Origin of the sequence: Paenibacillus pabuli NBRC 13638, assembly GCF_001514495.1 — a bacterium.
Taxonomy (GTDB): domain Bacteria; phylum Bacillota; class Bacilli; order Paenibacillales; family Paenibacillaceae; genus Paenibacillus; species Paenibacillus pabuli.
Window position 1 is genome coordinate 174,145 of the sequence record NZ_BCNM01000006.1, and the last position, 26,014, is coordinate 200,158.

Annotated in this window: 23 protein-coding genes; 17 read left to right on the forward strand and 6 right to left on the reverse strand. The window is 49.3% G+C overall.

Features of this window, described 5'->3' with window-relative positions:
- Positions 1–88 precede the first annotated feature (88 nt).
- The 4 genes from PPA03S_RS10720 to PPA03S_RS10735 all read left to right on the forward strand — a co-directional run bounded on the left by PPA03S_RS10720 (position 89) and on the right by PPA03S_RS10735 (position 5,454).
- On the forward strand, positions 89–1,003 hold the full coding sequence (locus PPA03S_RS10720) for an ABC transporter ATP-binding protein (protein ID WP_062322592.1): 915 nt from the start codon (positions 89–91) through the stop codon (positions 1,001–1,003).
- Complete coding sequence (locus PPA03S_RS10725; RefSeq protein WP_062322593.1) at positions 1,000–1,716, forward strand: ABC transporter permease; 717 nt, start codon at positions 1,000–1,002, stop codon at positions 1,714–1,716. The genes PPA03S_RS10720 and PPA03S_RS10725 overlap by 4 nt, the downstream gene beginning before the upstream one ends.
- Positions 1,717–2,451, forward strand: a complete 735-nt coding sequence (locus PPA03S_RS10730) for an ABC transporter permease (protein ID WP_082704092.1) — start codon at positions 1,717–1,719, stop codon at positions 2,449–2,451.
- Positions 2,452–2,745: 294 nt separating this feature from the next.
- Complete coding sequence (locus PPA03S_RS10735) at positions 2,746–5,454, forward strand: PAS domain S-box protein (RefSeq protein ID WP_062322595.1); 2,709 nt, start codon at positions 2,746–2,748, stop codon at positions 5,452–5,454.
- A gap of 114 nt (positions 5,455–5,568) precedes the next feature.
- On the opposite strand, the gene PPA03S_RS10740 is transcribed toward PPA03S_RS10735, so the two are convergent.
- Complete coding sequence (locus PPA03S_RS10740; protein WP_062322597.1) at positions 5,569–6,522, reverse strand: L-lactate dehydrogenase; 954 nt, start codon at positions 6,520–6,522, stop codon at positions 5,569–5,571.
- Between the two features lie 498 nt (positions 6,523–7,020).
- On the opposite strand from PPA03S_RS10740, the gene PPA03S_RS10745 reads away from it, so the two are divergent.
- The 4 genes from PPA03S_RS10745 to PPA03S_RS10760 all read left to right on the forward strand — a co-directional run bounded on the left by PPA03S_RS10745 (position 7,021) and on the right by PPA03S_RS10760 (position 11,236).
- A complete protein-coding gene (locus PPA03S_RS10745) occupies positions 7,021–7,680 on the forward strand; it encodes a polysaccharide deacetylase family protein (protein ID WP_062322599.1) in 660 nt (219 codons plus the stop codon).
- Between the two features lie 140 nt (positions 7,681–7,820).
- Positions 7,821–8,642, forward strand: coding sequence for a serine/threonine protein kinase (locus tag PPA03S_RS10750; protein WP_062322601.1), 822 nt, complete (start codon positions 7,821–7,823; stop codon positions 8,640–8,642).
- 648 nt (positions 8,643–9,290) lie between these two features.
- Positions 9,291–10,037 carry a type I methionyl aminopeptidase gene (map, locus tag PPA03S_RS10755; RefSeq protein ID WP_062322603.1) on the forward strand — a complete coding sequence of 249 codons (747 nt, stop codon included), beginning with the start codon at positions 9,291–9,293 and terminating at the stop codon, positions 10,035–10,037.
- 185 nt (positions 10,038–10,222) lie between these two features.
- On the forward strand, positions 10,223–11,236 hold the full coding sequence (locus tag PPA03S_RS10760) for an NADP-dependent oxidoreductase (protein WP_062322605.1): 1,014 nt from the start codon (positions 10,223–10,225) through the stop codon (positions 11,234–11,236).
- A gap of 93 nt (positions 11,237–11,329) precedes the next feature.
- Here PPA03S_RS10760 and PPA03S_RS10765 read toward each other — a convergent pair whose 3' ends face one another.
- Complete coding sequence (locus tag PPA03S_RS10765) at positions 11,330–11,815, reverse strand: CcdC family protein (RefSeq protein WP_174532124.1); 486 nt, start codon at positions 11,813–11,815, stop codon at positions 11,330–11,332.
- 465 nt (positions 11,816–12,280) lie between these two features.
- On the opposite strand from PPA03S_RS10765, the gene PPA03S_RS10770 reads away from it, so the two are divergent.
- On the forward strand, positions 12,281–13,411 hold the full coding sequence (locus PPA03S_RS10770; protein WP_062322607.1) for a hypothetical protein: 1,131 nt from the start codon (positions 12,281–12,283) through the stop codon (positions 13,409–13,411).
- A gap of 404 nt (positions 13,412–13,815) precedes the next feature.
- Here the strand turns inward: PPA03S_RS10770 and PPA03S_RS10775 are convergent, their stop codons facing one another.
- Both PPA03S_RS10775 and PPA03S_RS10780 read right to left on the reverse strand, forming a co-directional pair.
- Positions 13,816–14,388, reverse strand: coding sequence for a TetR-like C-terminal domain-containing protein (locus tag PPA03S_RS10775; RefSeq protein WP_062322608.1), 573 nt, complete (start codon positions 14,386–14,388; stop codon positions 13,816–13,818).
- On the reverse strand, positions 14,385–15,110 hold the full coding sequence (locus tag PPA03S_RS10780; RefSeq protein ID WP_062322610.1) for an MBL fold metallo-hydrolase: 726 nt from the start codon (positions 15,108–15,110) through the stop codon (positions 14,385–14,387). Before PPA03S_RS10780 ends, PPA03S_RS10775 begins: the two co-directional genes overlap by 4 nt.
- A 431-nt stretch (positions 15,111–15,541) precedes the next feature.
- On the opposite strand from PPA03S_RS10780, the gene PPA03S_RS10785 reads away from it, so the two are divergent.
- The gene (locus PPA03S_RS10785; protein ID WP_062322612.1) at positions 15,542–16,006 is read left to right on the forward strand and encodes an RrF2 family transcriptional regulator; all 465 of its coding nucleotides are present in this window, start codon (positions 15,542–15,544) and stop codon (positions 16,004–16,006) included.
- A gap of 247 nt (positions 16,007–16,253) precedes the next feature.
- Positions 16,254–16,880 carry a nitroreductase family protein gene (locus PPA03S_RS10790; protein WP_062322614.1) on the forward strand — a complete coding sequence of 209 codons (627 nt, stop codon included), beginning with the start codon at positions 16,254–16,256 and terminating at the stop codon, positions 16,878–16,880.
- A 148-nt stretch (positions 16,881–17,028) separates the two neighbouring features.
- On the opposite strand, the gene PPA03S_RS10795 is transcribed toward PPA03S_RS10790, so the two are convergent.
- Entirely contained in the window at positions 17,029–17,715 is a 687-nt protein-coding gene (locus PPA03S_RS10795) for an S-layer homology domain-containing protein (RefSeq protein WP_062322616.1), read from the reverse strand.
- Between the two features lie 147 nt (positions 17,716–17,862).
- Entirely contained in the window at positions 17,863–18,738 is an 876-nt protein-coding gene (locus PPA03S_RS10800) for an AraC family transcriptional regulator (RefSeq protein WP_062322618.1), read from the reverse strand.
- A 197-nt stretch (positions 18,739–18,935) separates the two neighbouring features.
- On the opposite strand from PPA03S_RS10800, the gene PPA03S_RS10805 reads away from it, so the two are divergent.
- The 6 genes from PPA03S_RS10805 to PPA03S_RS10830 all read left to right on the forward strand — a co-directional run bounded on the left by PPA03S_RS10805 (position 18,936) and on the right by PPA03S_RS10830 (position 25,978).
- Complete coding sequence (locus tag PPA03S_RS10805; protein ID WP_062322619.1) at positions 18,936–19,991, forward strand: lactonase family protein; 1,056 nt, start codon at positions 18,936–18,938, stop codon at positions 19,989–19,991.
- Between the two features lie 253 nt (positions 19,992–20,244).
- Entirely contained in the window at positions 20,245–22,119 is a 1,875-nt protein-coding gene (locus tag PPA03S_RS10810) for a rhamnogalacturonan lyase (protein WP_062322621.1), read from the forward strand.
- Between the two features lie 478 nt (positions 22,120–22,597).
- Positions 22,598–23,677 (forward strand): sulfate ABC transporter substrate-binding protein, encoded by a 1,080-nt coding sequence (locus tag PPA03S_RS10815; RefSeq protein ID WP_062322623.1) that lies wholly within the window; start codon positions 22,598–22,600, stop codon positions 23,675–23,677.
- A gap of 82 nt (positions 23,678–23,759) precedes the next feature.
- The gene (cysT, locus tag PPA03S_RS10820; RefSeq protein WP_062322624.1) at positions 23,760–24,596 is read left to right on the forward strand and encodes a sulfate ABC transporter permease subunit CysT; all 837 of its coding nucleotides are present in this window, start codon (positions 23,760–23,762) and stop codon (positions 24,594–24,596) included.
- A gap of 40 nt (positions 24,597–24,636) precedes the next feature.
- Positions 24,637–25,512 carry a sulfate ABC transporter permease subunit CysW gene (cysW, locus tag PPA03S_RS10825; protein WP_062322626.1) on the forward strand — a complete coding sequence of 292 codons (876 nt, stop codon included), beginning with the start codon at positions 24,637–24,639 and terminating at the stop codon, positions 25,510–25,512.
- A 226-nt stretch (positions 25,513–25,738) separates the two neighbouring features.
- Positions 25,739–25,978: a YezD family protein gene (locus tag PPA03S_RS10830; protein WP_062322628.1), complete on the forward strand. Its 240-nt coding sequence runs from the start codon at positions 25,739–25,741 to the stop codon at positions 25,976–25,978.
- Positions 25,979–26,014 lie beyond the last annotated feature (36 nt).

Consider the following 26,014-nt stretch of genomic DNA (forward strand, 5'->3'; position numbering starts at 1 on the left):
AACAACTGTTAATTTAAACTAAACTTAAACTTGGAGAGAACTTCGTTTTAACCTTGGAAGGTTACGATATTATCCGAGGTGATTAACAGTGAGTAATAACATTATTCAAACCGCTAACTTATGGAAAACATATCGGGACCGTGCGGCGGTTCGTGAACTTGACTTGCATATTAAAAAGGGTGATATCTACGGCTTCCTCGGTCCCAATGGTGCCGGCAAGACAACAACCATCCGCATGCTTCTTGGCTTAATTAAACCAACCAAAGGAGTCATCCGAATATTCGACAAAGATATCCGCAAAGATCGCATGGAGATTCTGCGGCGTGTAGGTTCCCTGGTTGAATATCCATCGTATTACGGACATCTGAACGCGGTGGAGAATCTGGAAGCCATTCGCCGGATTATCAATGTCCCCAAATCGAGAATTGACGAAGTACTCTCCATTGTCGATCTGACCCGCGACGCGAAACGCTCGGTAAAAGGATACTCTCTTGGCATGAAGCAGCGTCTGGGCATTGCCAGTGCATTGTTGGGTGAACCGGAACTGCTTATCTTGGACGAGCCGACGAATGGACTCGATCCTGCGGGAATTCAGGAGATTCGGGAGTTAATCAAACGCATGCCACTGGAACATGGTATTACGGTACTCGTTTCAAGCCATTTGCTGAGTGAAGTGGAACAGATGGCAAGCCGTGTTGGCATTATTCGTGAAGGCAAGATGGTGCTTCAGGATACCATTGCGAACCTGCATAGCCAGACAGGGAGTTCCATTCGACTGACGGTATCCGAGCCGGAAGAGGCAATAAAGCTTGCAAGGGAGCAGGGACAGTTCGGCGAGCGGCAAGGAGCGGCCCTGACGTTCCCTTATATGGATAACAACGCGATTGCCTTGCTGGTACGCCGGTTGGTTGAACAGGATCATGCGGTCTATCGTGTGGAAGAGCATCGTCAATCCTTGGAAGACTTGTTCATGCGGGTGATCGGTGAGGGGGCGACCGTATGACAGGCCGAGCATTATCGTCCGATTGGCTCAAGATCCGTGGCAAAGGTATCTGGTTTCTCGTGTTTCTGGCGCCCATTGGACTGACGGCAATGCAGGCGTTGAACTTCGGATTGCGTCTGGATTATCTGAAACAGCAGTATGGGGATGACCTTTGGGGTGGCTTATTGAACAATGTGGTCGTTTTTGTACCTCTTGCCTTAATGTTGGGGGCGACCATTCTTAGTTCGATGATTGCCAATGTTGAACATGAACAGGGATCATGGAAACAGCTTCTGGCATTGCCAATTCCGAGAACAGCCGTGTATCTGGCAAAATTCTTGCTGGCTTGCATCTTGCTCATCATTTCCTCTCTATTGTTGACTGTGGGGATGGTGGGTCTGGGTCTGGTGCTCGGATTCGATGCCGGTGAGATACCATGGACGGATACCATCAGACTGGGGCTGCTGCCTTTGGCTGGTGCACTACCTGTATTGTCATTGGAGCTATGGCTCACGATGGTCACCAAAAATCAGGCACTTCCCGTAACCCTGGGCATTATTCTGGCCATAATGGGGATGTTCTCGCTCAGCATCTCACCGTACTTCCCGCTGGCTTGGGCACAAATGGCCTGGAATGGACCCCATCCATGGATGTACGCAGGTATGGGCATAGGTTTGGGCTTGTTAATCATGTTGCTGGGCATGATGCATTTCAACCGGAAGGATGTGGCCTAATTGAGCTTTGCGACAACTTATTTCCGAATTCTGTCCGCGGAACGGCTGAAAATGATCAAGTCTCCGGTGTGGCTTCTGATCCTGCTGAGTCCCTTAATTGCGCTGCTTATTGGGCTGTTATCCACCCCCTCCGGGGATTGGCGTGTATTAATGACAACGATGGTCTTCCTGCATGGTTTATTGTTGCTGCCGATTCTGACGGGGGTATTTACTTCCTTTGTCTGCCGCTTCGAGCATGCAGGAGGAGGATGGAAGCAGATGTTGGTCTTGCCGCTCACCCGTACGGGCGTATATGCCGGCAAACTGACAATCGTGCTGCTTCTTCTGGTGGGGACGCAACTATTGTTGCTGGGTTCCATTTTGCTGGCGGGTCAGCTGCAGGGCATAACAGCTCCTGTGCCATGGGGATTCCTTGCGGAGAAGTTGTTGCTGGGCCTGTTCGCCTGTTTGCCGCTTACCGCTCTGCAGATGTTTGTTTCATTGGTATGGAGCAGCTTTGCGGCGCCGCTGGCATTGAATTTTGCGTTGACAGTACCCAATATTTTGATCGTCAACTCGGTCACGTTTGGCCCGTATTACCCATGGGCGCAGCCGATGATCCTAATGACGCCGATGGAAGGCGAGGGATTTGGAGCTTACAATGTTCCGCTTGAGACGATGCTGGCGGTCGTTGGAGGCAGTGCTGTTCTCTTCATGCTAATCGGAGTTATATATTTTAGAAAAAAAGAAATTTGAACGACAAGAAATAATCTAGATATCATTAATAAATATGCATGCAAAATTTCCCTTCTATAATTAAAAGGTATATGTCGCAATGATTGACGGCAGGTATCCCTAGAGGGGATTTTTTGTCGTTTTAACGCGGTTTGTTAAAGAGATGGTAAAGCAAAATTGAACTGGAATCTGATAAAATATAAAAAGCTGTTTCTATATCGCTTAACCTGGTTATTCGAGGATAAGCCCATTCTTCCGGAAGTTAGAATTATCCGGTGTTTTATGGATTAAGGCTATAGAAAAGAGGGGTAAGCCTTGGATATTAATAAAACGGAAACTCTAAAGCGCATTATTTCTGAGGGGAGTTCTTACCAATCACTGTTTTTTAATCATCCTGATGCCATATATGTGATGGACATCCATGGGAACTATATTGATGCCAATCCCGCCATTGAGCGGATTTCAGGGTATACCTTTGAAGAACTCCGTTCGTTGAATCGAGATCGAATCTGTCCTCCTGAGAGTGAGGACTTAAGAAAAGAATATATTAATGAGGTGTTGGCTGGACATTCAGTCAGCAATTCGATCACATTTTATCATAGAGACGGTTCTCTCAAACAAGCCGAAATTACTTATGTACCCATAACGGAGCAAGAAGAGGTTGTAGGCATATACGGTATCGCTAAGGATGTAACCGAGATAGTAGAAGTGGAACGTAAATTGCAGGAAACGCAGGAGAAGTATCAGATGCTGGCTGACCATGCTCAGGACCTGATTACTACAACCTCCCTGGACGGCAAGCTGCTATACGTTTCCCCTTCTGTCTATCCGTTACTCGGTTACCGTCCAGAGGAGGTGACAGGAAGGCTTCTGAGGGATTACTGTCACCCGGAGGATTATCCTGTGCTGCAGGAACTGTCGTCGACGGGGAATGGCTGCAAGATGCGAGTGCTGCACAAGAAGGGGAACTATATCTGGATGGAAACCCTGGCGAAGCCAGTAGCCGGAGAGGTGCACAAGGGCACACAGATCGTAAGTATCAGCCGTGACATTACACAGCATAAGGATGCAGAAAGACGTCTGCGGGAGAGCCGCCAGCGTTACAAATCCTTATTTGAGCACAATCCAGCTGCGGTCTACTCGTTGAATCTGGTAGGGAATTATAACGCAGTGAACCGCAATTTGGTGAAAATGCTGGACATCCCTCGAAACCAGTTGATGGGTCAGTCCTTTCTCACTCATCTGGATGAGTGTGAAGTTCACGCCGGAAAAGCTTATTTTGAACTGGTCAAACAGGGTAAACCCCAGCATTATGAAACACGGATCGTGAACGCTCGCGGCCGAAAGATTGATGTATCCATCATTAATGTCCCCATTATTGTGGATCAGGAACTCGTGGGAGTGTACGGAATTCTGTCTGATATTACGGAGCGTAAGGACTATACGGAGCAGATTCAGGAACTTAGCAAGCAGCATGCGCTGATTCTTAACTCGGTTACAGAGGGGATCTATGGATTGGATGCAGAGGGGATTACCCGCTTCATGAACCCGGCTGCAGCATCCATGTTTGGTTATACCGTAGAAGAGTTTATTGGCAAAAGCTCACATCCCATCATTCACCATTCCCGTGCAGACGGCAGTTATTTCCCCAAAAAAGAATGTCCTATTCAGATGACAGTGATGGATGGGCAGTGCCGTACGGTTAAGGAGGATGTGTTCTGGCGTAAAGACGGGACAAGCTTCCTGGTGGAATACCAGGTTACACCGATCATCGACGAAGGTCAGATCCAGGGCGCTGTTATCGTGTTTAATGATGTGACTGGCGATCGTGAAATTATGCGCGCCAAGGAGACGGCTGAGCTTGCGGCACAGGCCAAGTCGGAATTTCTGTCCATGGTCAGTCACGAGATTCGTACACCGATGAACGGAATTGTAGGCATGACAGAATTATTAATTGGCACCGATCTATCGGAGGAACAGCGTGAATATGCCGAGATCATCCGTGAGAGCGGGGATGCATTGTTGAACATTCTGAATGATATCCTGGATTTCAGCAAGCTGGAGTCTGGCAAAATGGCTCTGGCCTACGAACCATTCTCGTTACGCAAAATGTTGGAGCAGGTAGCGGAACTGTTCTCGCCTGGGGCAGAAGAGAAACAATTGAAGATACGGTATCGTCTTAATCCGGATATCCCTGAATTTATGGTGGGTGACGCGATGCGTATTCGGCAGATTCTCGTCAATCTGGTCAGTAACGCCTTGAAGTTTACAAATCAGGGCAGTATTGATGTCGCGGTTGATATCATTCGCGGCAGCCGTCCGGAAACGAGTGTGCTGGACTTTGCAGTAAAGGATACAGGAATTGGTATTCCAGAAGATAAACTGGATCAGCTATTTCAATCCTTCTCCCAACTTCACCCGGTCATTAACCGCAAGTATGGAGGTACCGGTCTCGGGCTGGTCATATCGAAGCGGCTCGTAGAAATTATGGGTGGAAGTATCAGTGTGGAAAGTGAGGAGGGGAAAGGTTCGACCTTCCGTTTCGCAGTGCCTGCAACAAGTGTAGATGTATCTGCGGAGAAGTCAGTACGCCAGTTCAGCCATGATCGTACACGCCAGGGCGATAAGGTAGCGATGCGTATCCTGGTGGCCGAGGATCATCCGGTTAATCGAAAAATTCTCACAGAGTATCTGGAGAAGCTTGGTTATCAAGCCGATGTATGCACGAATGGGGTCGAGGCGATCGAAGCCATTTCGCAGAATACCTATGATATCGTATTGATGGATCTGCAGATGCCTGTCATGGATGGGCTCAAAGCGACAGACCTTGTACACCGATTGATTCCGCAGGAGCGGATACCCGCTATTATTGCGGTTACCGGTAATGCCAAACGCGAAGACAAGGAAGCCTGTTTGGAGATTGGGATGCGTGACTTCATTAGCAAACCGGTCATGCTGAGTGAATTGAAACGGGTACTTCAACAATGGGGGCCGACAGATGAACCCCAGCTTGCACCAAGCTGAGCTGTGAACGGATATATTACAGGTAAACATGCAATGAATAAGCCAATAAGCCTCCGCCTCGGAAGCTCATCGGCTTATTCAAGTTGAGGATTATTTCATTGCAGAAGGGATGGATCATACCAGGGTTAGACGATTAATGTTGCCCGACAATACTTCACAGGAACGCTCGAATTTCTCACGTTCCGCGGTATCGAGATTCAATTCGATGATCTCCTGAATTCCGTTCCCGCCGATAATGGCTGGTACACCGGCACAGACGTTGCTCTGTCCATACTCTCCATCCAGAATCGCAGAGACGGCGATGATTTTGTGCTCATCGTTGAGAATTGAACGGGTAATGTGTGCGAGTGCATTACCAATTCCGAATTGGGTGGACCCTTTACGTGTGAAGATTTCCCACCCGGCATCTTTTGTTTTGCGGGCGATATCCTCCAGATCCAGATGTTTAAAACGTTCTTTGTGCTGCTCCATAATATGCATGATCGGTTTGCCTCCGATGGTCACATGCGACCATGCCACGAATTGGGATTCTCCATGCTCTCCGAGCGCGTATCCATGCACGCTGCGTGGATCAATGGAGAACACCTCAGACAGCAGCGTTTTGAGCCGTGATGAATCAATGGACGTCCCCGTACCGATGACGCGTTCACGAGGAAGGCCGGACAGCTTCCATACCATATAAGTTACTATGTCAACCGGATTGGCCGCGACGACAAAAATTCCCCGAAATCCGCTATTCATGATGGGAACGACAATATCTTTGGCAATGGACTCGGCTTCCTCCAAAATATCAAGGCGAGTCTGTCCCGGCTTCGGATTCGCTCCGGCAGTCAGTACAATGACATCCATGCTGCCGCAGTCCGCATAAGTGCCAGCATAAACCTTCGTTCGGTTATGTGTGAAATCCATGCAATGGGAAAAATCCAGTGCCTGCGCAACAGCACGGTCATACGTCCGGTCAACCATCATAATTTCTCTGCATATCGACTGATTAATCATGGAATACGCACAACTTGAACCGACAAGTCCCGCCCCGATCACCGCTACTTTACCTGATTTGCCTAACACTGCCGTTCAGCCCCCATTTACATTTGATTTATCCGTTTTTGATGAGACTTATGTTAAGTATAGTCCTTTATTTTATGCCAGAAACAGCTTCTACGTTACATAAGATAACACATGGAAAAGCCGTGCAGCAATGATATCCTCTGTCGCGGGAGCGAATTGGAGTGGTGGAGTTAACAATATTGACATGGATAGTATATCTTATCCATTGCGACGGCATTTGCATGGCCGAATTTCGACATGACAGCATTCATGTTTGATGTCGGATAGAGGGTTATTTTTACGAATAAGAGGCCCGACAAAAGTTCTTATGAAACCACAGAAACAGAAGAAATGCGTCAAAGGGTTCTGAAAGGAAGCTGACGAATACATACGGACAAGCCAATGAAATGTGTATTTGATCCATGAGACAGGTTGACCCGATCCGATGACAGTTTCAGAAGGGAACACTGACGCCACCATCTTGTTTTCAAAAAGACTTCATTCCGGGAGGGAATAATAATGATCGAAGAAGCAGGAGCAACGACGGAAACGGCCAAGAGCCTGGGCATTGGTGCCAGTACTCTTCGTAAATATGCGGCAGCACTTGAGGAACAGGGGTACCGATTCGAGCGCTCCGCCAATAAATCCAGGTTGTTTAAATCAGATGATATCTTGTGCATTGAACGACTCATGACAGAACTCAGGGAGCATAACCTGCCCCTGGCGGATGCAGTGGTTACCGTATTGACTCCGGATGTGCCTGTGATGGCAATCGAAAGTTCTTCAGTGGAGGAATGTGCGGCAGCCGTCGTGCCCGAGGTTTTCCCTGAGGGGCCTGAACCGATGCTAACGGGTACCCTAAGAGCTTATGAAGGACTTGGACAACTGGTAAGTGAAGTGACTCACGGTGCTGTAGAACAGCAGGATGATCGCGTGCAACTGCTGCAACAGCGGGTGGACGAGCTGGAGTTAACACTGCAGCATCTGGCGGATACCCATCTTGCTCTCCAGGAGCAGATGGAGAAACAGCGCTTATGGATGAACGAGAAGCTGGAAGAGGAACGGGACCGGGAACTGGTCACCAATCTGCGCAGCTTTCAGGGCAGAAAACGCAAACCCAAGGGGACATCTCTGCGCATGTTATTTGGCCTGCTGCCAAAGAAGCATAAAGAAGCCTGAGAGCGAGGTTTGGGCATGTCGTGATTTCGTCCAACCAGCTTGATATAATAGTCTCCATACAACATCAAGAAGACTGGCTGCTGATCTACCCTGTTTATACAAGATAAGGTTGAGATCAGACGGCTGGCATGGGAGGATCTGTGGAGCTGCGACGAAGCTGGCAAAGACTGCTGGGCCTATGGACAGACCGCCCTCGGCGGAAAGGTACGATGATTGCAGGCCGTTATACGATACATGCATTACTCGGCATGGGGAGCTATGGACTGACATATCTCTGTACCGATGCACAGACCGGCAGGGATGTGGCGTTAAAAGAATCCAAACCCAGCAAGGGCAAACTTGCTGCACGGCTGCTGGCCAGGGAAGCGGATGTGATGAACCGTATGAATCATCCGTCCATTCCGGATTTGCTGGACTCATTCACCTACCGGGGACGCCGTTATATCGTTATTGAGTATGTTCGGGGGGAGACACTGGAGCAGTATATATTTGAGCAAGGCCGAACCTATACGCAGCGGGAATGTCTGGAACTGGTAAGCCTGCTGCTGACTCCCATCGCTCATGTTCATGAGCAGGGATTTATCCATGGGGATGTACGTATCCCGAACGTTATTTTGCGTAACGGGCAAGTTCATCTGATTGATTTTGGCCTGGCACGGCGCATGGGGGAGCTGCTGCTGCCTGAGCTGAAACGCCGGATGCGTGAATTGCCCGAGCCTGATGACGAACGGGCCGCCCCTGAGCAGGATTTGCAGGATCTCGGTCATTTTCTGCTGTTTATGCTGTATTCGGCTTATGAGCCGGAGAAGGGTCGGAAACCTGCCAGTTGGCAGGAAGAACTTGAGCTCACACCTGAATTGCGCCATATGCTGGAGCGACTTCTGGGGCTGCGTCCTTGTTATGAAGCAGGGGCTGCGGAATTACAGGCCGAGATAGAGTGTATGCTGCTGAATATGCGGTAAACGAAACGCTGCTTATCCTATATATTTGCTATTCATGACCTCTGGGTGTCTTTCTGCAGGGGTCTTTTTCCTTTTTTTATGAGAGTTTCATAACGTATCAGAAATAAAATAGGGGTGTTCCGCTGACCGTGCAATACGGCTGGCAGACCCCCTTTATTACATATGCCTATTAATTATTTTGGCACTGGGCTAGCTGATAAGAACAATGCTGTTGGAATACAGTGGCAGCAGCTTAGCTGGAGCTGTATTTTCTGCTTTTATAATAATCGGAGCCATGTCGGTTATCCCGGTGTTTTACATCCGAGGACGAATAACGTCTGTACCCACGTTTGCCTGAAGAACTGCTGTAACGTTTATAAGATCGTCGATCCGATGAGCTGTTACGCCTACGGTGAGATGAAGATTTAGAATCGAGAAGTTTGCCTATAATCTTTTTGAACATCAAAGTTCATCCTTTCGTCTTCAACCGTTTTTAGCTTATACGGGGTTATCCCGGAAGGGGTTTCACTTTTTCGCGAGAAATGTATTCATTGGACAATGGCTTGGCGTATAATAGAATGTTGATGACTACACGGAATTTTTTATTTTGAACGTTTCGCGTTACAATAGAAGACAGGATAAGATTTTAACGGACAAGGAGTAGTTGTAATGATTACGTTGAAGACCAAAGAACAGATCGAACATATGAAAAAGGCCGGAGAGATTCTTGCCGCATGCCATAGAGAAATCGCAGGAATGATTCGCCCGGGGATCACAACACAAGAGATCGATCAGTTTGCAGAGGCGTTTATGAAGAAAAATGGCGCCACGCCGGAGCAAAAGGGATATAACGGATACCAGTATGCGACATGTGCATCGGTTAATGATGTGATCTGTCATGGATTTCCGGGAAAATATGCGCTGAAGGACGGCGATATCGTTACAATTGATATGGTTGTGAATCTGAACGGCTGGTTGGCCGATTCCGCATGGTCTTACGCCGTGGGTCAAGTTACTCCTGAAGCGCAGCACCTGCTGGATGTGACCAAAACTTCCCTTTACAAAGGGATTGAACTGGCAGTGGTTGGCAACCGGATCGGAGACATTTCCAATGCGATTCAAACATATGCGGAAGGCGAAGGCCTGTCGGTTGTGCGTGAATTTATCGGTCACGGAATTGGTGAGAAGATGCATGAGGAACCTCAAGTACCTCACTACGGCCCTCCACATCGGGGCCCGCGTCTCAAGGAAGGTATGGTTATTACGATTGAGCCGATGTTGAACATCGGTACGTATCGCAGCAAGCTGGACTCGGATGGTTGGACGGCACGTACCCAGGATGGAAGTCTGTCTGCCCAATACGAGCATACCATTGCCATTACTGCGGATGGCCCTGTGATTCTGACTGCTCAATAATCACTCCCACCCTGCATGCTATTGCTACAATGTGGTGATATTTGCATATTTCAAGGCGGCCCACGTTTGTGATCCGCCTGTTTCGGTTTAAACTAATAAGAGGCGTTACACATAGAGCCGGTGGTGAATGAAATCAGCTGACAGAGGGTCAACCCTGGTCCACTGGCAAGAAGGAGGTTATTTTGGTGTCTGAAAATAAACAGATCGTACTTGCATCACGTCCCGAAGGTGCCCCATCCAAAGAAAACTTCCAATTCATTAATGCACCGCTTCCTGAACCGGAAGCAGGACAAGTTCTGGTACGTACACTATATTTGTCTGTAGATCCGTACATGCGGGGCCGGATGAAAGATACAAAATCTTATGCTCCCCCCTATGCTTTGAACGAAGTGATCAAGGGTGGGACGATTGGGCAGGTTGTAGAGTCGTCGGAACCGAATCTGCGCAAAGGTGACCTGGTATCAGGAATGTGGGGCTGGCAGCAATACGCAGCAGTAAATACAGCAGATATTACCCTGATTGATACAGAAGAGGCACCGCTCACAGCTTATCTGGGTGCGCTCGGTCTGACGGGCCTGACGGCTTATTTTGGCATGGAAGACATCGGTAAACCGAAGGACGGCGAGACGGTTGTTGTATCTGGTGCGGCCGGAGCTGTGGGTATGATCGCAGGTCAGATCGGCAAAATTGTAGGTGCACGTGTAGTCGGGATCGCAGGTTCTGACGAAAAATGTACGTACCTGAAAGAAAAACTGGGATTCGACGTTGTATTGAATTATAAACACGAGCAGGATATGTCAGCTGCCATTGAACGGGCTTGTCCGAATGGTGTGGACGTATACTTCGACAACGTTGGCGGTGACATCTCTGATGCCGTATTGCGTCATATCAACCGAAATGCGCGCATTCCGCTCTGTGGACAGATCTCGTCCTATAATCTGGAGAAGCCGGACATTGGTTTGCGTCCACAGACGCTGCTGCTAACCAATACAGCGTTAATGAAAGGTTTTCTGCTGGGTGATTATGCCAAGTCCTTCAAAGAGGGCCGTTCCAAATTGGCAAAATGGATCAAGGAAGGTCATATCCAATACGAAGAGAACATCGTGGATGGTTTTGAGCGCACGCCGGAAGCTTTTATGGGCCTTTTCTCCGGAGATAACCTGGGCAAACAACTGGTGAAAGTTGCAGACCCTGAATAGATATGGATTGACTTCTAGCGTATCTCACATGAACAGCAAAAGACACGTTCCGCACTCAATGAAGTGCAGAGAACGTGTCTTTTGGTTTGTCTGTTATGATTCAGCAGTCACAACTTCCTTGTAGTGCTTGTACATATATACGCGCCAGCGTACGATCATGCCGAAGGCCAGCAGGAAGAATAATCCGCCTGTTTGCGGGATGCTCACATAGCGCTGGATGAGTTCATGCAGAATCAAACGAACTGCCAGCAATCCAAGCAGAATGAAAGCAAAACTTCGTGAACGAGTGGCGAAAATTTCATCGTTAACGCGTTCAAATCGGGTACTGCGAATGAGGGGGTACGAGAAAATAAACCAGCCCACCAGCAGTGCGATGAATGCCCACAGAAGCGGAACATGGGTCTCAGGCACAACAAACATAAGAAAGCCCGTACTCATGCCCAGCGGAGGGATAAGGATTTTGCGAATGGTAACCGGGCGATGGCTGGCTTTCATTCGAATGAAAATGGCAAGCAGGGCCATGATGAGCATCCCCAGTGTTGCGCCGATCTGAAGGTAAGACGGACTGATTTGAGCCACGTAGAACTCCCTCTTTCTGGAATGATATGTTATCCGGATATCCGGAACATGATGCCAATCACCGGAATTTTCTGTTCCTATTATATCACAAACGCAGAAAGCCGATAGAATGCTTAGTGTCTCATCGACCCGGAATGAACATACAGGATGTATTTGGAAAATTTGTATTTATTGTACCCCGCGTGAGGCGGTTTATTCGAGTAAGGGGAATCAATATTTTCTAATCAGTGGCCTGGGGCTGGTGCGAGCTAGTCCTGCAGCTGCACAACGCATGAAACAGATGAAAGGGCGTGGACGTATTATATACATCCCCCACTCATCTGTATGTCCGTGACCCGCGACGTGTGGAGCCAGCTTTCGGAAACAGCGTTTGGGCTGGCAGAGACAGCTTGCGGGCAGGCTGTGGTTTACGAAATGAAAAGGAAAAGGAATACCTTGGAACAGAGCAAGGAGGAAAACGCTTCGATGAATAGAACTCACAGACCAGTCAAGGTATGGACGATGGCTTGTCTGACGGTGGTTTCGGTAGTTCTGGTTGTGCCCTGGATCTTGTGGCAATCGCAGGCTTCGACACCACTGAACATCATGATTATCAACAAAAGCAAACCTGATCTTTCCTATGCAGCACATAAGGGATTGGTATGGCTCCTGAATCAGCAGAAGATTGTGCAGCAGACCGGGGAGCGTTACAGGTACGAGGAAGATTACTACGGATATGACACCCGGGACGGCACTCTTCCGATGAAGCGACCCTTACCTGATGAGGTGACGGATACGGACCTGATCTATCTGACGTCACACCAAAATATGTCATCGGATAATCCAGACGAACATCAACAGGGCCAAATCGTGGAAGGTCTCACGATATACGATGCCCAAAAAATTCGGGAAGCTGCCTATAAAGGTGTATCGATTGTCGCTGAGTCCAGTGCCTTGTCGAACATCGCTTCTGACCTGACAAAAGAGCAGTTGTATCCCGTTCTGGGCATGAGAAGCAGCGGGTGGCAGGGCAGATCCGTATCGGATCTACAGAATATGGATGAAGTATCGCAGAGAGTGCGAATGAACTATGAACGCAGCGAGAAGAAGAATTGGTCTTTTCATGGAGCGGGCATTGTTCTTGTACATGAGAATGGTCGGGTGATTGTACTCCAGAAAGGGCGGGATGTGAGGACGGAGGATGTCCAATTTTCCTTCACAAGAGAAGGTGCAGAATGGAGTGGGATTTCTAAGGATATCCGTTATAGCAGCTGGTTTGACGTCATTGTACCGGAGCAAAAAGATTCCGTACTGGCCTGGTATGGAACCGACCTGACCAAGGAAGGTCAACAGAAACTGAAGGATTCAGGCATACCAATACCATTCCCCGCACTTATTCGTCATGAGGACCATAATCGGTCTTACTATATGGCAGGAACATTCGGTGAGATGAAGCATTATTCGTTCTGGCGACGCATCAAGGGATGGGAGGTACTGAGAAACAAGCTTACGCCGAATGAAAAGGGGATTCCGGACCTGTTTTACTGGAAAGTCTACGTGCCTGTTATGAAGAAGATTTTGCAGGAAGTGCAGACAGGGCGACAACCCTGGCAATAGAAAAGCCGTTTCAGGACAAGGGACACCACCGGGATACATATGGAGGGGACTATCAGGAAAGGGCTTCCACTTCAGTAAGCATGAACGCACGGCTGCACAGCGTAATACGCCAAACTTGTAAGGTGCCTAACGAATCTACCGCACCATAAACGGTGATTCTCAATACATACCGATTTTAACGAACTTCAGTGGCGTTAGTTCAGTGCAAACACGGCCTCAGAGCCTAAAAAGCGACGTAACCGATAAAATAACGTCTCTGTGATTCATTACATTTTAGGACGGCGCCTATGAGAGATAATCCGTGTGCCAGGTTCATTAGATCATAATAATGATAAAAAGGGGCGCCCATCGTCATGCTTATGACTTATGGGAAAGCCCCTCTTCACTATGGTTTATCGAAACGGTCAGGCTTGGTGAAGGTGATGCAGCCCCTTCAAAAAAGCGGCAATGGTCAGACGCAAGCTTTCGTCCGGGTCAAAGTCCATGCCGAAGCCGCCTTGCGCGCCCATGGAGGCGAAGCCATGACACAGGCTGCGCAACCCACGGACAGCATGCAATGCTTCCGCTTCGGTTAGCGGGTAGGGCTGCAGAATATGAAGCAGCACCTCCAACGCAGCTGTGCTGGCTTCAGCGAGCTGCGGTTCCTCGCGGTCCGGGGCATGAAATGAGGCTTCATACAGCCCCGGATGCTCTCGGACGAAGCCGATATATGCGGTAGCAACCGCTTGAATGGCTTCGTCGCCCGAGCGGTCAGCCGCCGCCGCGGTTAATGTGCGGCTGAGCTGCTGCACAGACATCAGCGCCAGTTCCTGGCGAAGCCCTGGAAGCCCGCTGATGTGGTTGTACAGCGATGGGGAGCGCACATCCAGCCGCTGGGCCAGTGCGGCCAGCGTCAGCGCATGGAATCCGTCGCTGTCGGCAAGCTGGGCGGCGGCGCTTAACAGAGCGCCGCGATCCAGGCCCTGCCGCGGGCTCACAGCTGCCCCCTGGCAGGGCGCAGCCGCTGCTCTGCGTCAGCCGTCGCAGCGTGCATGGCCGCCGCGGGTTGGCGCAGCAGCCGTCCGTGCCCTACAGCGAGCACGGACGGCTCCAGCTCAGCCAGGCGTTTCGCGCTGGCAAGAGCAAGTTCACGGTTCCACGTTGCAAGCGCCGGGAACGGAAAGAGCGGGCGCAGGCGGCCGGATACGGCGAGACCGCCATGCAGCTGGTACGCGTCGCCAGCGATCAGCACGCGGCTGCGCATATCCATGAAGGCCATGTGGCCAGGCGTATGGCCCGGAGTAGCAATGGCGACCAGGGAGCCGATCTGGTCGCCGTCATCCAGCAAGCGATCCGGTCGGGTGCGTATCGCTTTGGGCACGCTGCCCCGTATAGGAGTTTGCGGTTCATCGGGAAGCAGGGAAGCATCTCCGGCCAGCAGCGGAGCATCTCGTCTGGAAATGCAGACCTCAGCTTCGGGCAGCGCATCCTTAAGGCCATCAAGTGCACCAACATGGTCGCCATGAGCATGAGTTAGAATGATTCGGGTAATGGGTTTGCCGAGGGATTGTGCAGTAGACAGAATCCCCTTGAGGCTGAATGGCATTCCGGCATCAATCAGGGTAAATCCCTCATCTTCTTCGACAAGATATACATTCACGGGGAAAAGCCGTGGAAGAAATGAAATTTGAATGACAGCATGTTCATGGGTGATTCGCATTATAAAATCCTCCTCAAAACTAATGGTATTAGTAATATAACTAATGTCATTAGTTTTGGCAATCCCCTTGTTGATATTCTTTTCGAACAGAAAAATTTTAAATAATGACCCACTTGACAAAAAAAGCGTTTTCAAAATGGCGATAACCGATTATAATAATCACGTAAGCCCTTTCATATGTCTATCTTATTGGAGCCTGTCGCGAAGCGACTGGCTCACTTTTTTGTTCTTTTTTCATGGAAATACGGTTCGAATTTGAGGATATACAATCGACGAAAGCAGGTTGTAAATACGGTTATATCAGGGTAAATCCGGATTCCTAGCCAACTGTTGGAGAGTGTTGACAAACATAACTGTTATTCCTATAATAACAGTTATACTTACCTTGGAATGAATTTTCATCGGTGAAGGTGCCGGGAAGGGAGTAAGTAATGAACAGTGAATTTACCATTGCTGTGCACTGTCTGGTCTTTCTGTCTATGAACAATGAATGTATGGCCAATAGTGAAGACTTGTCCCAAAGTGTTGGTACACATCCAGCCAGGGTACGCAAGGTTCTTAGTGTTCTGCGGAAACATGGATACCTGACCACCAAGGAAGGTGCCCACGGAGGATATTTGCTCAGCCGTCCGAGTGAAGACATCAAGCTTGGAGAACTGTACAGACTGGTAGCGGGCGGGTCGCTTGGTCCCAGCTGGTGTTCGGGAGAATCAGGCTCACCATGCGTCGTTTCTTCCAATATGAAAGAAGTGATGGGAGGCATCTACGATGGAGGCGAACAAGCGCTAAGTGCTTATTTTGACCGCATATCCATTGAGGATGTGAAGCATCGGATCAGCAATGGGGAAGAATGTTCCTTGTCCAGAGAGCTTTTGCCCACAAAGGATAGATCATGACGGATCAACATGCTAACGCTTCTTCATGATCTGGCCTTGGACTGCTGCTGACAGGTGTGTTGGACAGGTATAAGGACGTTTGCTCCGGTTGTAAGATCCGTTCATGATTTTAGGCGATTCCGGGCATAACGTGAACACAGATGGAAGCGATCGTCTGCGCTGATGTTATTTTCGGAGGGTAAGTACTCGGTAGAGTTTGGCCTTGCGAACGTAAAAAAAATAAAAAAGAACTTGGGGAGTGGAACACATGTCCAGCATTGAAAACAATGAAACACTTCGCGTGATTAACGAACGTCACGCTGTCAAAAAGTATGAAAAAGATTTTGTTATGCCTGAAGCGGATCTGAACGCGATCCTGACTGCCGCTTCCGAAGCACCGTCTTCATGGAATCTGCAGCACTGGAAATTCCTCGTGATCGAATCCGAAGCGGACAAAGCCAAGTTGCTGCCAATCGCTTACGGCCAAAGTCAAATCACAGACAGCTCCGTTACTATCGCTGTACTCGGAGATCTGGAAGCGAACCGCAACGCCGTGATTTATGACCAGGCTGTTGAAGCAGGTGCGATCCCAGCTGAAGTTCGTGACGCATTGGTTGGACAGATCAACAATGCTTACCAAAATCCGCAAATCGCCCGTGACGAAGCGATTCGCAATGCATCTTTTGCTTCACAGAATATTATGCTTGCTGCACGTTCCCTGGGATATGATACTTGCCCAATGGGTGGTTACAACCCGCAACAATTGATCGAAACATTCAACATTCCATCACGTTACGTGCCAACGCTGTTGATTACTGTGGGTAAGGCAGCTCAACCAGCTCGTCCAGCAGGTCGTTTCCCGTTGTCTGAAGTTGTGGTTAAAGGATCGTTCTAATCCTGATCTGAATACCGGTATACCGGCGTACAATCATATATTAGAAGATATAACAGAAATAGCCGCATGTTCCTCTTGAGGGAGCATGTGGCTGTTTTGTTTTGCTTTTAAATGTGGATCAGGGAGGATCAGAGGCCTCCCGTAGTCATTACTTTTCAGGTGCCTCGGGGATTTTCGGTGCATTGAAGTCTTCCATATAGGCCTTGGCGTTATACATCATAACCGCAGCTTCAGCGCGTGTAATGGTATCTTTCGGATTGAAATTGCCGTCCGCATCGAGCGTATTAATCTTCAAGACAAGGGAGCGTTGAACAGCGCCTTGGTATTCGGGAGTAAGCTCCTGTTCGTCCGTGATATCTACCGGTTTGATGTTAATCATCGGCAGACCACCTTTGGCTTCAATGCCCTGCATCAAGAACAGGGTGTACTGTTCACGGGTCAGTGCTTTGGATGGATCAATATCATCTGACATTTTGATTCCATTGTATTTGGCGCGGATAAAAGCATCGCTGTACCATACGCCATCTTTTACGTGGGAGAAGGAGTCACTTGGCAGTGGTTGTTTGATGAATCGGATCGTGTCCAGATTCAGATCCAGTCCATCGGCAATGAGCTGTATGCCCTGAGCAGTATTTAATTCCTGTTCCGGCTTGAACAAGCTATCACTCACTCCCTTAATTAATCCATCCTGATGCAGGGATTCAATCTTGTCTGCTCCCGCAATGCCTTGAATATCGGTGAATCCCGCTTGAGCAGCGTGAATTGGACCAGCGCTCAGAGAGAGTGTAAGTAAAGCTCCGGCGGTCAATGCAGCCAACTTATTATTTTTTTTCATTACAGATTCGCCTCACTTTTCCAGGGGTCATCCCTTTATATAAAAGCTATTTGCCCCTATAGACGACCCTTCCCTTCAAAAGGTTGCTGTTATTTCCCATGCTGTATTCCAAAATATTCATAACAAATCATTTGACGCTTCGATGATCTACCCTTTTGATTTATTGCGATAGTCCGTGGGTGAACGTCCCATCATTTTGCTGAACAGGCGTGAGAAATAATAGGGGTCCTTGAACCCCAACTCGGAGCTGATCTGTTTTACGGTCCAATCGGTAAAATCAAGATAGCGGCAGGAATGCTGAATTTTGAGGCGCAGGAAATAATCAATGGGTGAATGTCCCGTAGCCTGTTTGAACAATTGGGAGTAGTGAGGTGCAGACAAACGGGCTTGTGCAGCCAGTTCCTTGAGGGTAACCCCACTTTCAAGGTGCTCCAGCATATACTGCACAGAATGTTCTGCTGCTCTTTTGCTGCTGACCATCCCGCCTTCTGTTTCGTGTCCATAAGCGAGCATGCCTAACATATAACCCGCAATCTGGGAAGTGTAGGTCAAGGTTTGCAATGAATAACCAGTCTCCAGTGTGCTGTAACATTCATGAAACAGTTCCAGCCATTTCTGCGCCTTGGTGGGAGAAATCGAAGGCATGATATCTGCAACCAGCGGCTCGATATAAGTAGAGGCGTGTTCGCCGCGCAGATGAATCCAATAGATGCTCCAGGGATCAGCCGAATAGGCTCCGTAGACGTGAGCGACATGGGCAGGCAGGATCACCAGATTTCCGGCGGTAACATCATACCGCTTGCTGCCGGCGAGCGTATACCAGCCCGTACCCTGGACACAGTACATCACAATATGCGAAGCACATCCTTCGGGCCGGTCCCGGTAATGGTGCTCAGCTTCGTGAAAATATCCAATATCGGTAACGTGCAGCCCTGACGTGACAGGAGCAGCCGCAGCTTCCGCCAGTAGCGGGTCAGGCAATACAATAAGTTTTTGCATATGGAATCCGTCGGATTTACGCATTGGGGTTGAACTATTGTATGGTCTCATACTTTGTATTATGGTGAGGGAGGATAGGAGAGTCAATGGCCTATCTGCAAGCGCTCCCATGATATGCATATCCATAAGAATGGAGGCCAACCAATGAAGCAATCGTCTATGATTTGGGTAAGTACATAACAATGGAATTCATACTTGAATGAATAGGGGGAGAATAGCTAATGGAACCCATAGCAACCAATGAAACATTTTTCTATACAGGTACGTATGCATCAGCGGATCAACCTGGAATATTTCTGTGTGCATTGAATACGGATACAGGTGAGATGCGGATAATGAATGAAACGGATGGTGTGGATAATCCATCCTATATGGCTTTGTGCCCGGATGGGAGCTGCCTCTATGTGGTGAGTGAAACGGACGAGGGAGAGGTGCTTGTCTATCGCCGGGATGCGGCAACGAGTGAACTCCATCTGATGGATCGCAAATTGACGAAAGGTGCGTCACCTTGTTATGTGTCTGTTACGAAGGATGGCAAGTGGGTGCTTGCGTCCAACTACAGCAGTGGCAGTGTGAATGTATTTCCGATCGGAGATCAGGGGACGCTTGGGGAGATGAGTGCGCTGGTTGAACATACGGGAAGAGGGTTGAACGATGAGCGTCAGGAAGGGCCACACGCACACTCCATTCAGCCAGATCCTTCTGGGCAATATGCCGTTGTCTGTGATCTGGGGTTGGATCAGATTATTGTGTATCGGTTGGAAGAGGGGCGCCTGGTTACTCATCGGGAGACGAATCAACCTCCTGGCTCAGGACCAAGACATCTGGTCTTCCACCCGAATTCGCAATGGGCATATGTGATCAATGAATTGAGCAGCACCGTTACGGCATTCACGTATGATGAGCGTAGAGGTGAATTCAATACATTGCAGCATATATCCACACTGCCTGAAGGACATTCGGGGGAAGGTACGGCAGCGGACATCCGTGTGTCCCCGTGTGGTCGCTTCCTGTATGCGTCCAACCGTGGGGACGACAGCATTGTGCTGTATCACATTGACCAGGAATCCGGCGAGCTGGAGGCGATCGAGTGGACTTCAACTATTGGTCAGACTCCGCGCAACTTCAACTTGCTGCCAGGGGGCATTCTACTGGTTGCCAATCAGGATAGCAACAACCTTGTTGCTTTTCAGATCAATGGTGAAGATGGACGTCTGACACACAACGGATTCAAATTGGAGATACCCCGCCCGGTGTGTATTGCTCCGGTGGTGTAAATCCTAGGGGGAAAGTCAATAATGTTAATATTAGCTGTGGAATCCTGTCTATGACAGGGCTTCACAGTTTTTTGGTGTCCCTGGAAATATAGTTTTAAAAAAGTGCTGTGTATCGTTCTCGTGAAATTACTAATTGAGACCTATAGATGGAATTATATGTTTAATTTAAAATAAATTAAGTAAAGCGCTTACATATAAATGTGCTAACGAAGGACAGCGGGCTTACCAATTCGATTGGGGAGGCAATGGTCTTATGGGTAAACGTTCTTTATGGAAGCTCACATTGCGGACTGCGGGGCTATCCCTGCTGAGTTCTGCGTTACTGGTTACTTCGCTTGGTCTTGGAGGTATCCCGGTCACGCAGGCTGCGGGTGCGCGTCAGATGGAATTTTTGGATCGTGGTGTAGTTGCAGTAAAGACAGGGGCGGGTGTGTTTGTCAGTTGGCGGCTTCTGGGTACGGAAGGGTCGAATGTGTCGTTTAATGTCTACCGGGATGGAACCAAGGTGAATGCATCGCCCATAACAAACAGCACCAATCTCCAGGATGCAAGCGGGACAAGCAGTTCCAAATACACGGTTCGAGCTGTACTCAGTGGAACGGAGCAAGCTGCTTCGGCAGCAGCGAACGTATGGGGCAATAATGATTTGACAGTGCCTCTAAGTGTACCCGCAGGCGGAACAACGCCGGATGGTGTAGCGTACACGTATAGTGCCAACGATGCGAGTGCAGGGGATCTGGACGGGGACGGCGAGTATGAATTGATCGTGAAGTGGGACCCGTCGAACTCCAAGGATAACTCTCAAAGCGGCTACACGGGTGAAGTGTTTATCGATGCCTACAAGTTGAATGGAACCCGTCTATGGCGCATTAGTCTGGGTAAAAATATCCGTGCGGGTGCTCATTATACCCAATTCATGGTGTACGATCTGGACGGAGACGGGAAGGCTGAGGTGGCCATGAAAACGGCAGATGGCACCAAGGATGGTACGGGTGTGATCATCGGCGATGCCAGCAAGGATTACCGTAATTCAAGTGGATATGTTCTGTCAGGACCGGAGTTCCTTACGATCTTCAATGGACAGACCGGCAAAACACTTTCCACCGTGAACTACGAACCGGCACGCGGCAATGTGTCCGATTGGGGAGACAACTACGGCAACCGGGTCGATCGATTCCTTGCAGCGATTGCGTATTTGGACGGGGAGCGGCCAAGTCTGGTCATGGCGCGTGGATACTACACCCGGACGGTGCTGGTGGCGTACAACTGGCGGAATGGACAATTGACGAAACAATGGACGTTTGATTCCAATACATCAGGTCATTCCGGTTATGCCGGACAAGGTAATCATAATCTGAGTGTGGCAGACGTGGACGGCGATGGCAAAGATGAGATCGTATATGGCGCGATGGCGGTAGATGATAACGGCAAAGGACTCTACACGACAGGACTTCATCATGGGGATGCCATGCATCTCAGTGATCTGGACCCGGATCGTGCGGGACTTGAAGTATTCCAGGTGCATGAGACAGCATCCAATGCCGGAGTGGAATTCCGTGATGCGCGTACAGGTCAGTTGATCTGGGGCATACCTACGACAAAAGATATTGGACGCGGCATGGCAGCCGATATCGATCCACGTTATAAGGGTGCCGAAGTGTGGGCAGATGGTGGTTTGTATACAGCCAAAGGACAGAAGATAGGGACAACCCTGCCTTCCTCCACGAATTTTGGCATCTGGTGGGACGGTGACCTGCTTCGCGAATTGCTGGACAGCAACCGAATCGATAAATGGGATTATGCCAATAGCAAAACGGTTAATCTGTTAACTGCTTCCGGTGCTTCTTCCAATAATGGAACGAAATCCACTCCGAATCTGCAGGCAGACCTGTTTGGAGATTGGAGAGAAGAAGTGGTATGGCGGACCAATGACAGCTCTGCCCTGCGCATCTATACGACAACCGCCGTTACGGACAAACGGATCTACACCCTGATGCATGATCCGGTATACCGTCTTGGCGTAGCTTGGCAAAATGTAGCCTATAACCAACCGCCGCATACTGGCTTTTATTTGGGAGAGGGCATGAGTACACCTCCCGTACCGAATATCCGGTATGCGGGCAAATAAGCAAGAAAGGGCATGAACTCATGCCAATCCTGAAATGAGTTACAGCGAATAAAACATACCGCTGACAAGGGAACAACGGACTTTGGTTCGTTGTTCTTCTTTCTCTGCCCCTTAAACAGAAAATCGGCAGAAAACGGAAAAAATGTTTGACAGTCATATGCACTGCCCTTATGATACGTATATAACTTACTAAACAGGTAGGAATAATAAAAATGGCATTGCTTTAAATTCCGAAAGCAGTCATTTACAGTCACATGAGAGATTGTAACGTGAACAGAATAACGTTCTCACCGTATAGACGGAGGAACACCGCAGCGCATCATTTCTGGATGAAGCATACACGGCCTTTGGGCCGGCATGACTTTATGAGGGAGAAGTGCGCGGGGGTTCCTCCGTTTATTGTTTTTTTTCGGTGCGTTCCATGCTGTTCAGCTTGCCTGAGGTAATCTTGCAGATCCATTCGGGGGGAGTGTTATCTATGAAAAAGAGAATTCATAAGGGTATTCTGGTTGGTCTGGCATTGGTGTTAACAGGGGTACTGGCGGCATGTGGATCGGACAGTGGTGGCAAGAATGCGGCAGGAACATCGGGGGGAACGGAAGGCGGCAAAGAAGGGGCAAAAGCGATTGAGCTGCTGAATGTATCCTATGATCCGACACGTGAACTCTATGAGCAATATAATAAGGCGTTTGCGGCGTATTGGCTGAAAGAGAAAGGTCAAGAAGTAACAGTTAAGCAGTCTCATGGCGGTTCAGGTAAACAAAGTCGTTCCGTTATTGATGGGCTGGACGCGGATGTGGTTACTCTGGCATTGGGATACGATATCGATGCTATTGAAGATAAAGGTCTAATCAATGCGGGCTGGCAGGATAAATACGAGCATAACAGCTCTCCGTATACATCAACGATTGTATTTTTGGTACGCAAAGGCAATCCGAAAGGCATTAAGGACTGGGATGATCTCATCAAGGGAGATACCCAGGTCATTACCCCGAATCCCAAGACGTCAGGCGGAGCACGCTGGAACTATTTGGCGGCATGGGGATATGCGCTCAAACATAACAACAATGATGAAGAGAAGGCCAAAGCTTTCGTTGCAGAATTGTTCAAACATGCGCCTGTCCTTGACTCCGGAGCACGTGGAGCGACGACTACGTTTGTAGAGCGCGGTATTGGTGATGTACTGCTTGCGTGGGAGAATGAGGCTTTCTTATCGGTTAAAGAGCTGGGTCCGGACAAATTCGATATTGTTGTACCTTCGGTCAGTATTTTGGCTGAACCACCAGTAGCAATCGTTGATAAAAATGCAGACAAAAAAGGCAGCCGCGATGTGGCGGACGCCTATCTGAAATACCTGTACAGCGAAGAGGGGCAGACCATTGCTGCCGAGAACTATTACCGTCCAACCCTGGACAGCGTGAAGGAGAAGTTCAAGGATCAGTTCCCGCAGCTTGAGCTGTTCACATTGAAGGATGTATTTGGCACATGGCGGGATACACAGGCCAAGCATTTCAATGACGGCGGGATCTTTGACCAGATTTATGTTCCGGGCAGCTAATGCCTTGGATGTCGATGTTGTTGCGTGATCATGTGAACGGCCAACCAGTCCTACCGACTGAAGGCAGAGAGGATGAACGTCCATGAGCAAGGTGATGGCGGCCCGGAGTCGCACACTGCCGGGATTCGGATTAACGATGGGTTACAGTGTGCTCTACCTGAGCCTGGTTGTACTTATTCCACTAGCAGCGCTCTTGTTTAACTCCACAGGGTTGACCTGGTCCACACTGATTGAGGTGGCGACGAATCCCCGAGTACTGGCTTCTTTCCGGGTGAGTTTTCTGACTGCAGGTGCAGCGGCTCTGATTGATCTGGTCCTCGGGCTGCTTCTGGCTTGGGTACTCGTCCGGTATGAGTTCCCGGGGAAACGGCTGTTTGATGCCGTCATTGATCTGCCTTTTGCTTTACCGACGGCAGTGGCGGGGGTTGCCTTAACGGCGCTGTATGCCGGAAATGGCTGGATTGGGCAGTTGGTGGAACCTTTGGGCATTAAGCTGGCCTATTCACAGGCAGGCATTACGCTCGCGCTGATGTTTATCGGGATTCCGTTTGTGGTGCGTACGGTGCAGCCTGTTTTGCAGGAGCTTGAGGCAGAGGTGGAGGAAGCCGCAGCTACGCTCGGAGCGGGAAGATGGCGGATATTCCGTAAGATCCTGCTTCCGGATCTGATCCCGCCGCTGCTGACCGGCTTTGCGTTAGCCTTTGCCCGAGGCATAGGTGAATATGGCTCCGTGGTATTTATCTCAGGCAATATGCCGATGAAAACGGAGATTGCGCCCCTGCTGATCATGGCGAAGCTGGAGCAGTTCGATTATGCGGGAGCTACGGCCGTAGCCTTGCTGCTGCTGCTGGTCTCCTTTGTCCTGCTCTTGATTATTAATTCACTTCAACGCTGGAGCCGTAAGGCAGGCAGAGCTTAGTGAGCAGTGAACCAACCTAAACCAAAAGGAGGTATAGAATATGGCGGGTTCCGTTCCATTGACGCCTGCTTCCCGTGTGCGAACCGGGCCGGGGCCAAACCGTGCAACCACGGAAGCACCATGGGTTAAATGGTTGTTGATCGGATTGGCAAGTCTGGTGCTGCTCTGGCTGCTCATCTTACCGCTGGTGATCGTGCTGATGGAGGCGTTAAAGCAAGGCTGGGGTGTCTACATTGCTGCGCTTACCGAGCCAGACGCGATGTCGGCATTGAAACTTACACTGCTGGTTGCCGGGATTACCGTACCGCTCAATACGATATTCGGTGTGGCGGCTGCATGGGTCATTACCAAATTCCAATTCAGGGGCAAAGGACTTATGATCACCCTGATTGATCTTCCTTTTTCGATCTCGCCTGTCGTGGGCGGGTTGATCTTTGTCCTGGTCTTTGGTTCGAATGGGTGGTTTGGACCGTGGCTGGCCGACCATGATATCAAAATTATTTTTGCGCTGCCCGGCATTGTCATCGCAACATTGTTCATTACGTTTCCCTTCGTTGCCAGAGAACTGATTCCGTTGATGGAGGATCAGGGCACGAGGGAAGAAGAAGCGGCGGTTACACTGGGGGCGTCCGGGTGGCGGATCTTCTGGAACGTGACACTGCCCAACATTAAGTGGGGTCTGCTGTATGGCATTATTCTGTGTAATGCGCGGGCGATGGGTGAGTTCGGCGCCGTGTCTGTTGTATCAGGACATATTCGCGGGGAGACTAACACCTTGCCGCTGCATGTCGAGATTCTGTATAACGAGTACCAGTTCTCGGCATCATTTGCTGTCGCTTCCCTATTGCTGATCCTGGCTTTAGCTACCCTGCTGCTTAAGAGCTGGCTGGGGCATAAAACAATTTCCGAAAAGTGATGTAGCGCTGTGAAGTCCATGCGTAATCTATTTGTTTTGGTAAACGTTTGGAATAAAAACGGATTTGGTCTCATAATCATAAAAATTCGGATTGACAGCTACTGGAAGCCCTGCTAATGTATAAACCAAGTATATAGGTTGGATAAGAATGAATTATAAGTCGGGTTGGATGACAGCACACTTAAGAAATATAGCGGGCAGCAGCCCGAGAAGAGGAGGCGGCTCTATGGCTAAGCCGTTAAAAGTGGATGAGGTATGGATGGACCGCATTGCCGGACAGCTGAATGACATGGAGTTTGGCTCGCTGCACATCGTTGTACACGAAGGTCAGATTGTACAGATGGAGCGGACCGAACGCAAGCGTTTTGAAAATACGCCCTCCGGCAGCGCCTCCAAATCCGGCAGCACTGCACGAAGCAGCTCACCCCGCTCGTTGCGCTCATCGAATGCAAGCGCGAAGGGATAGGCTTAATGTAATGTTATAAAATTAGAATCGAAGTAT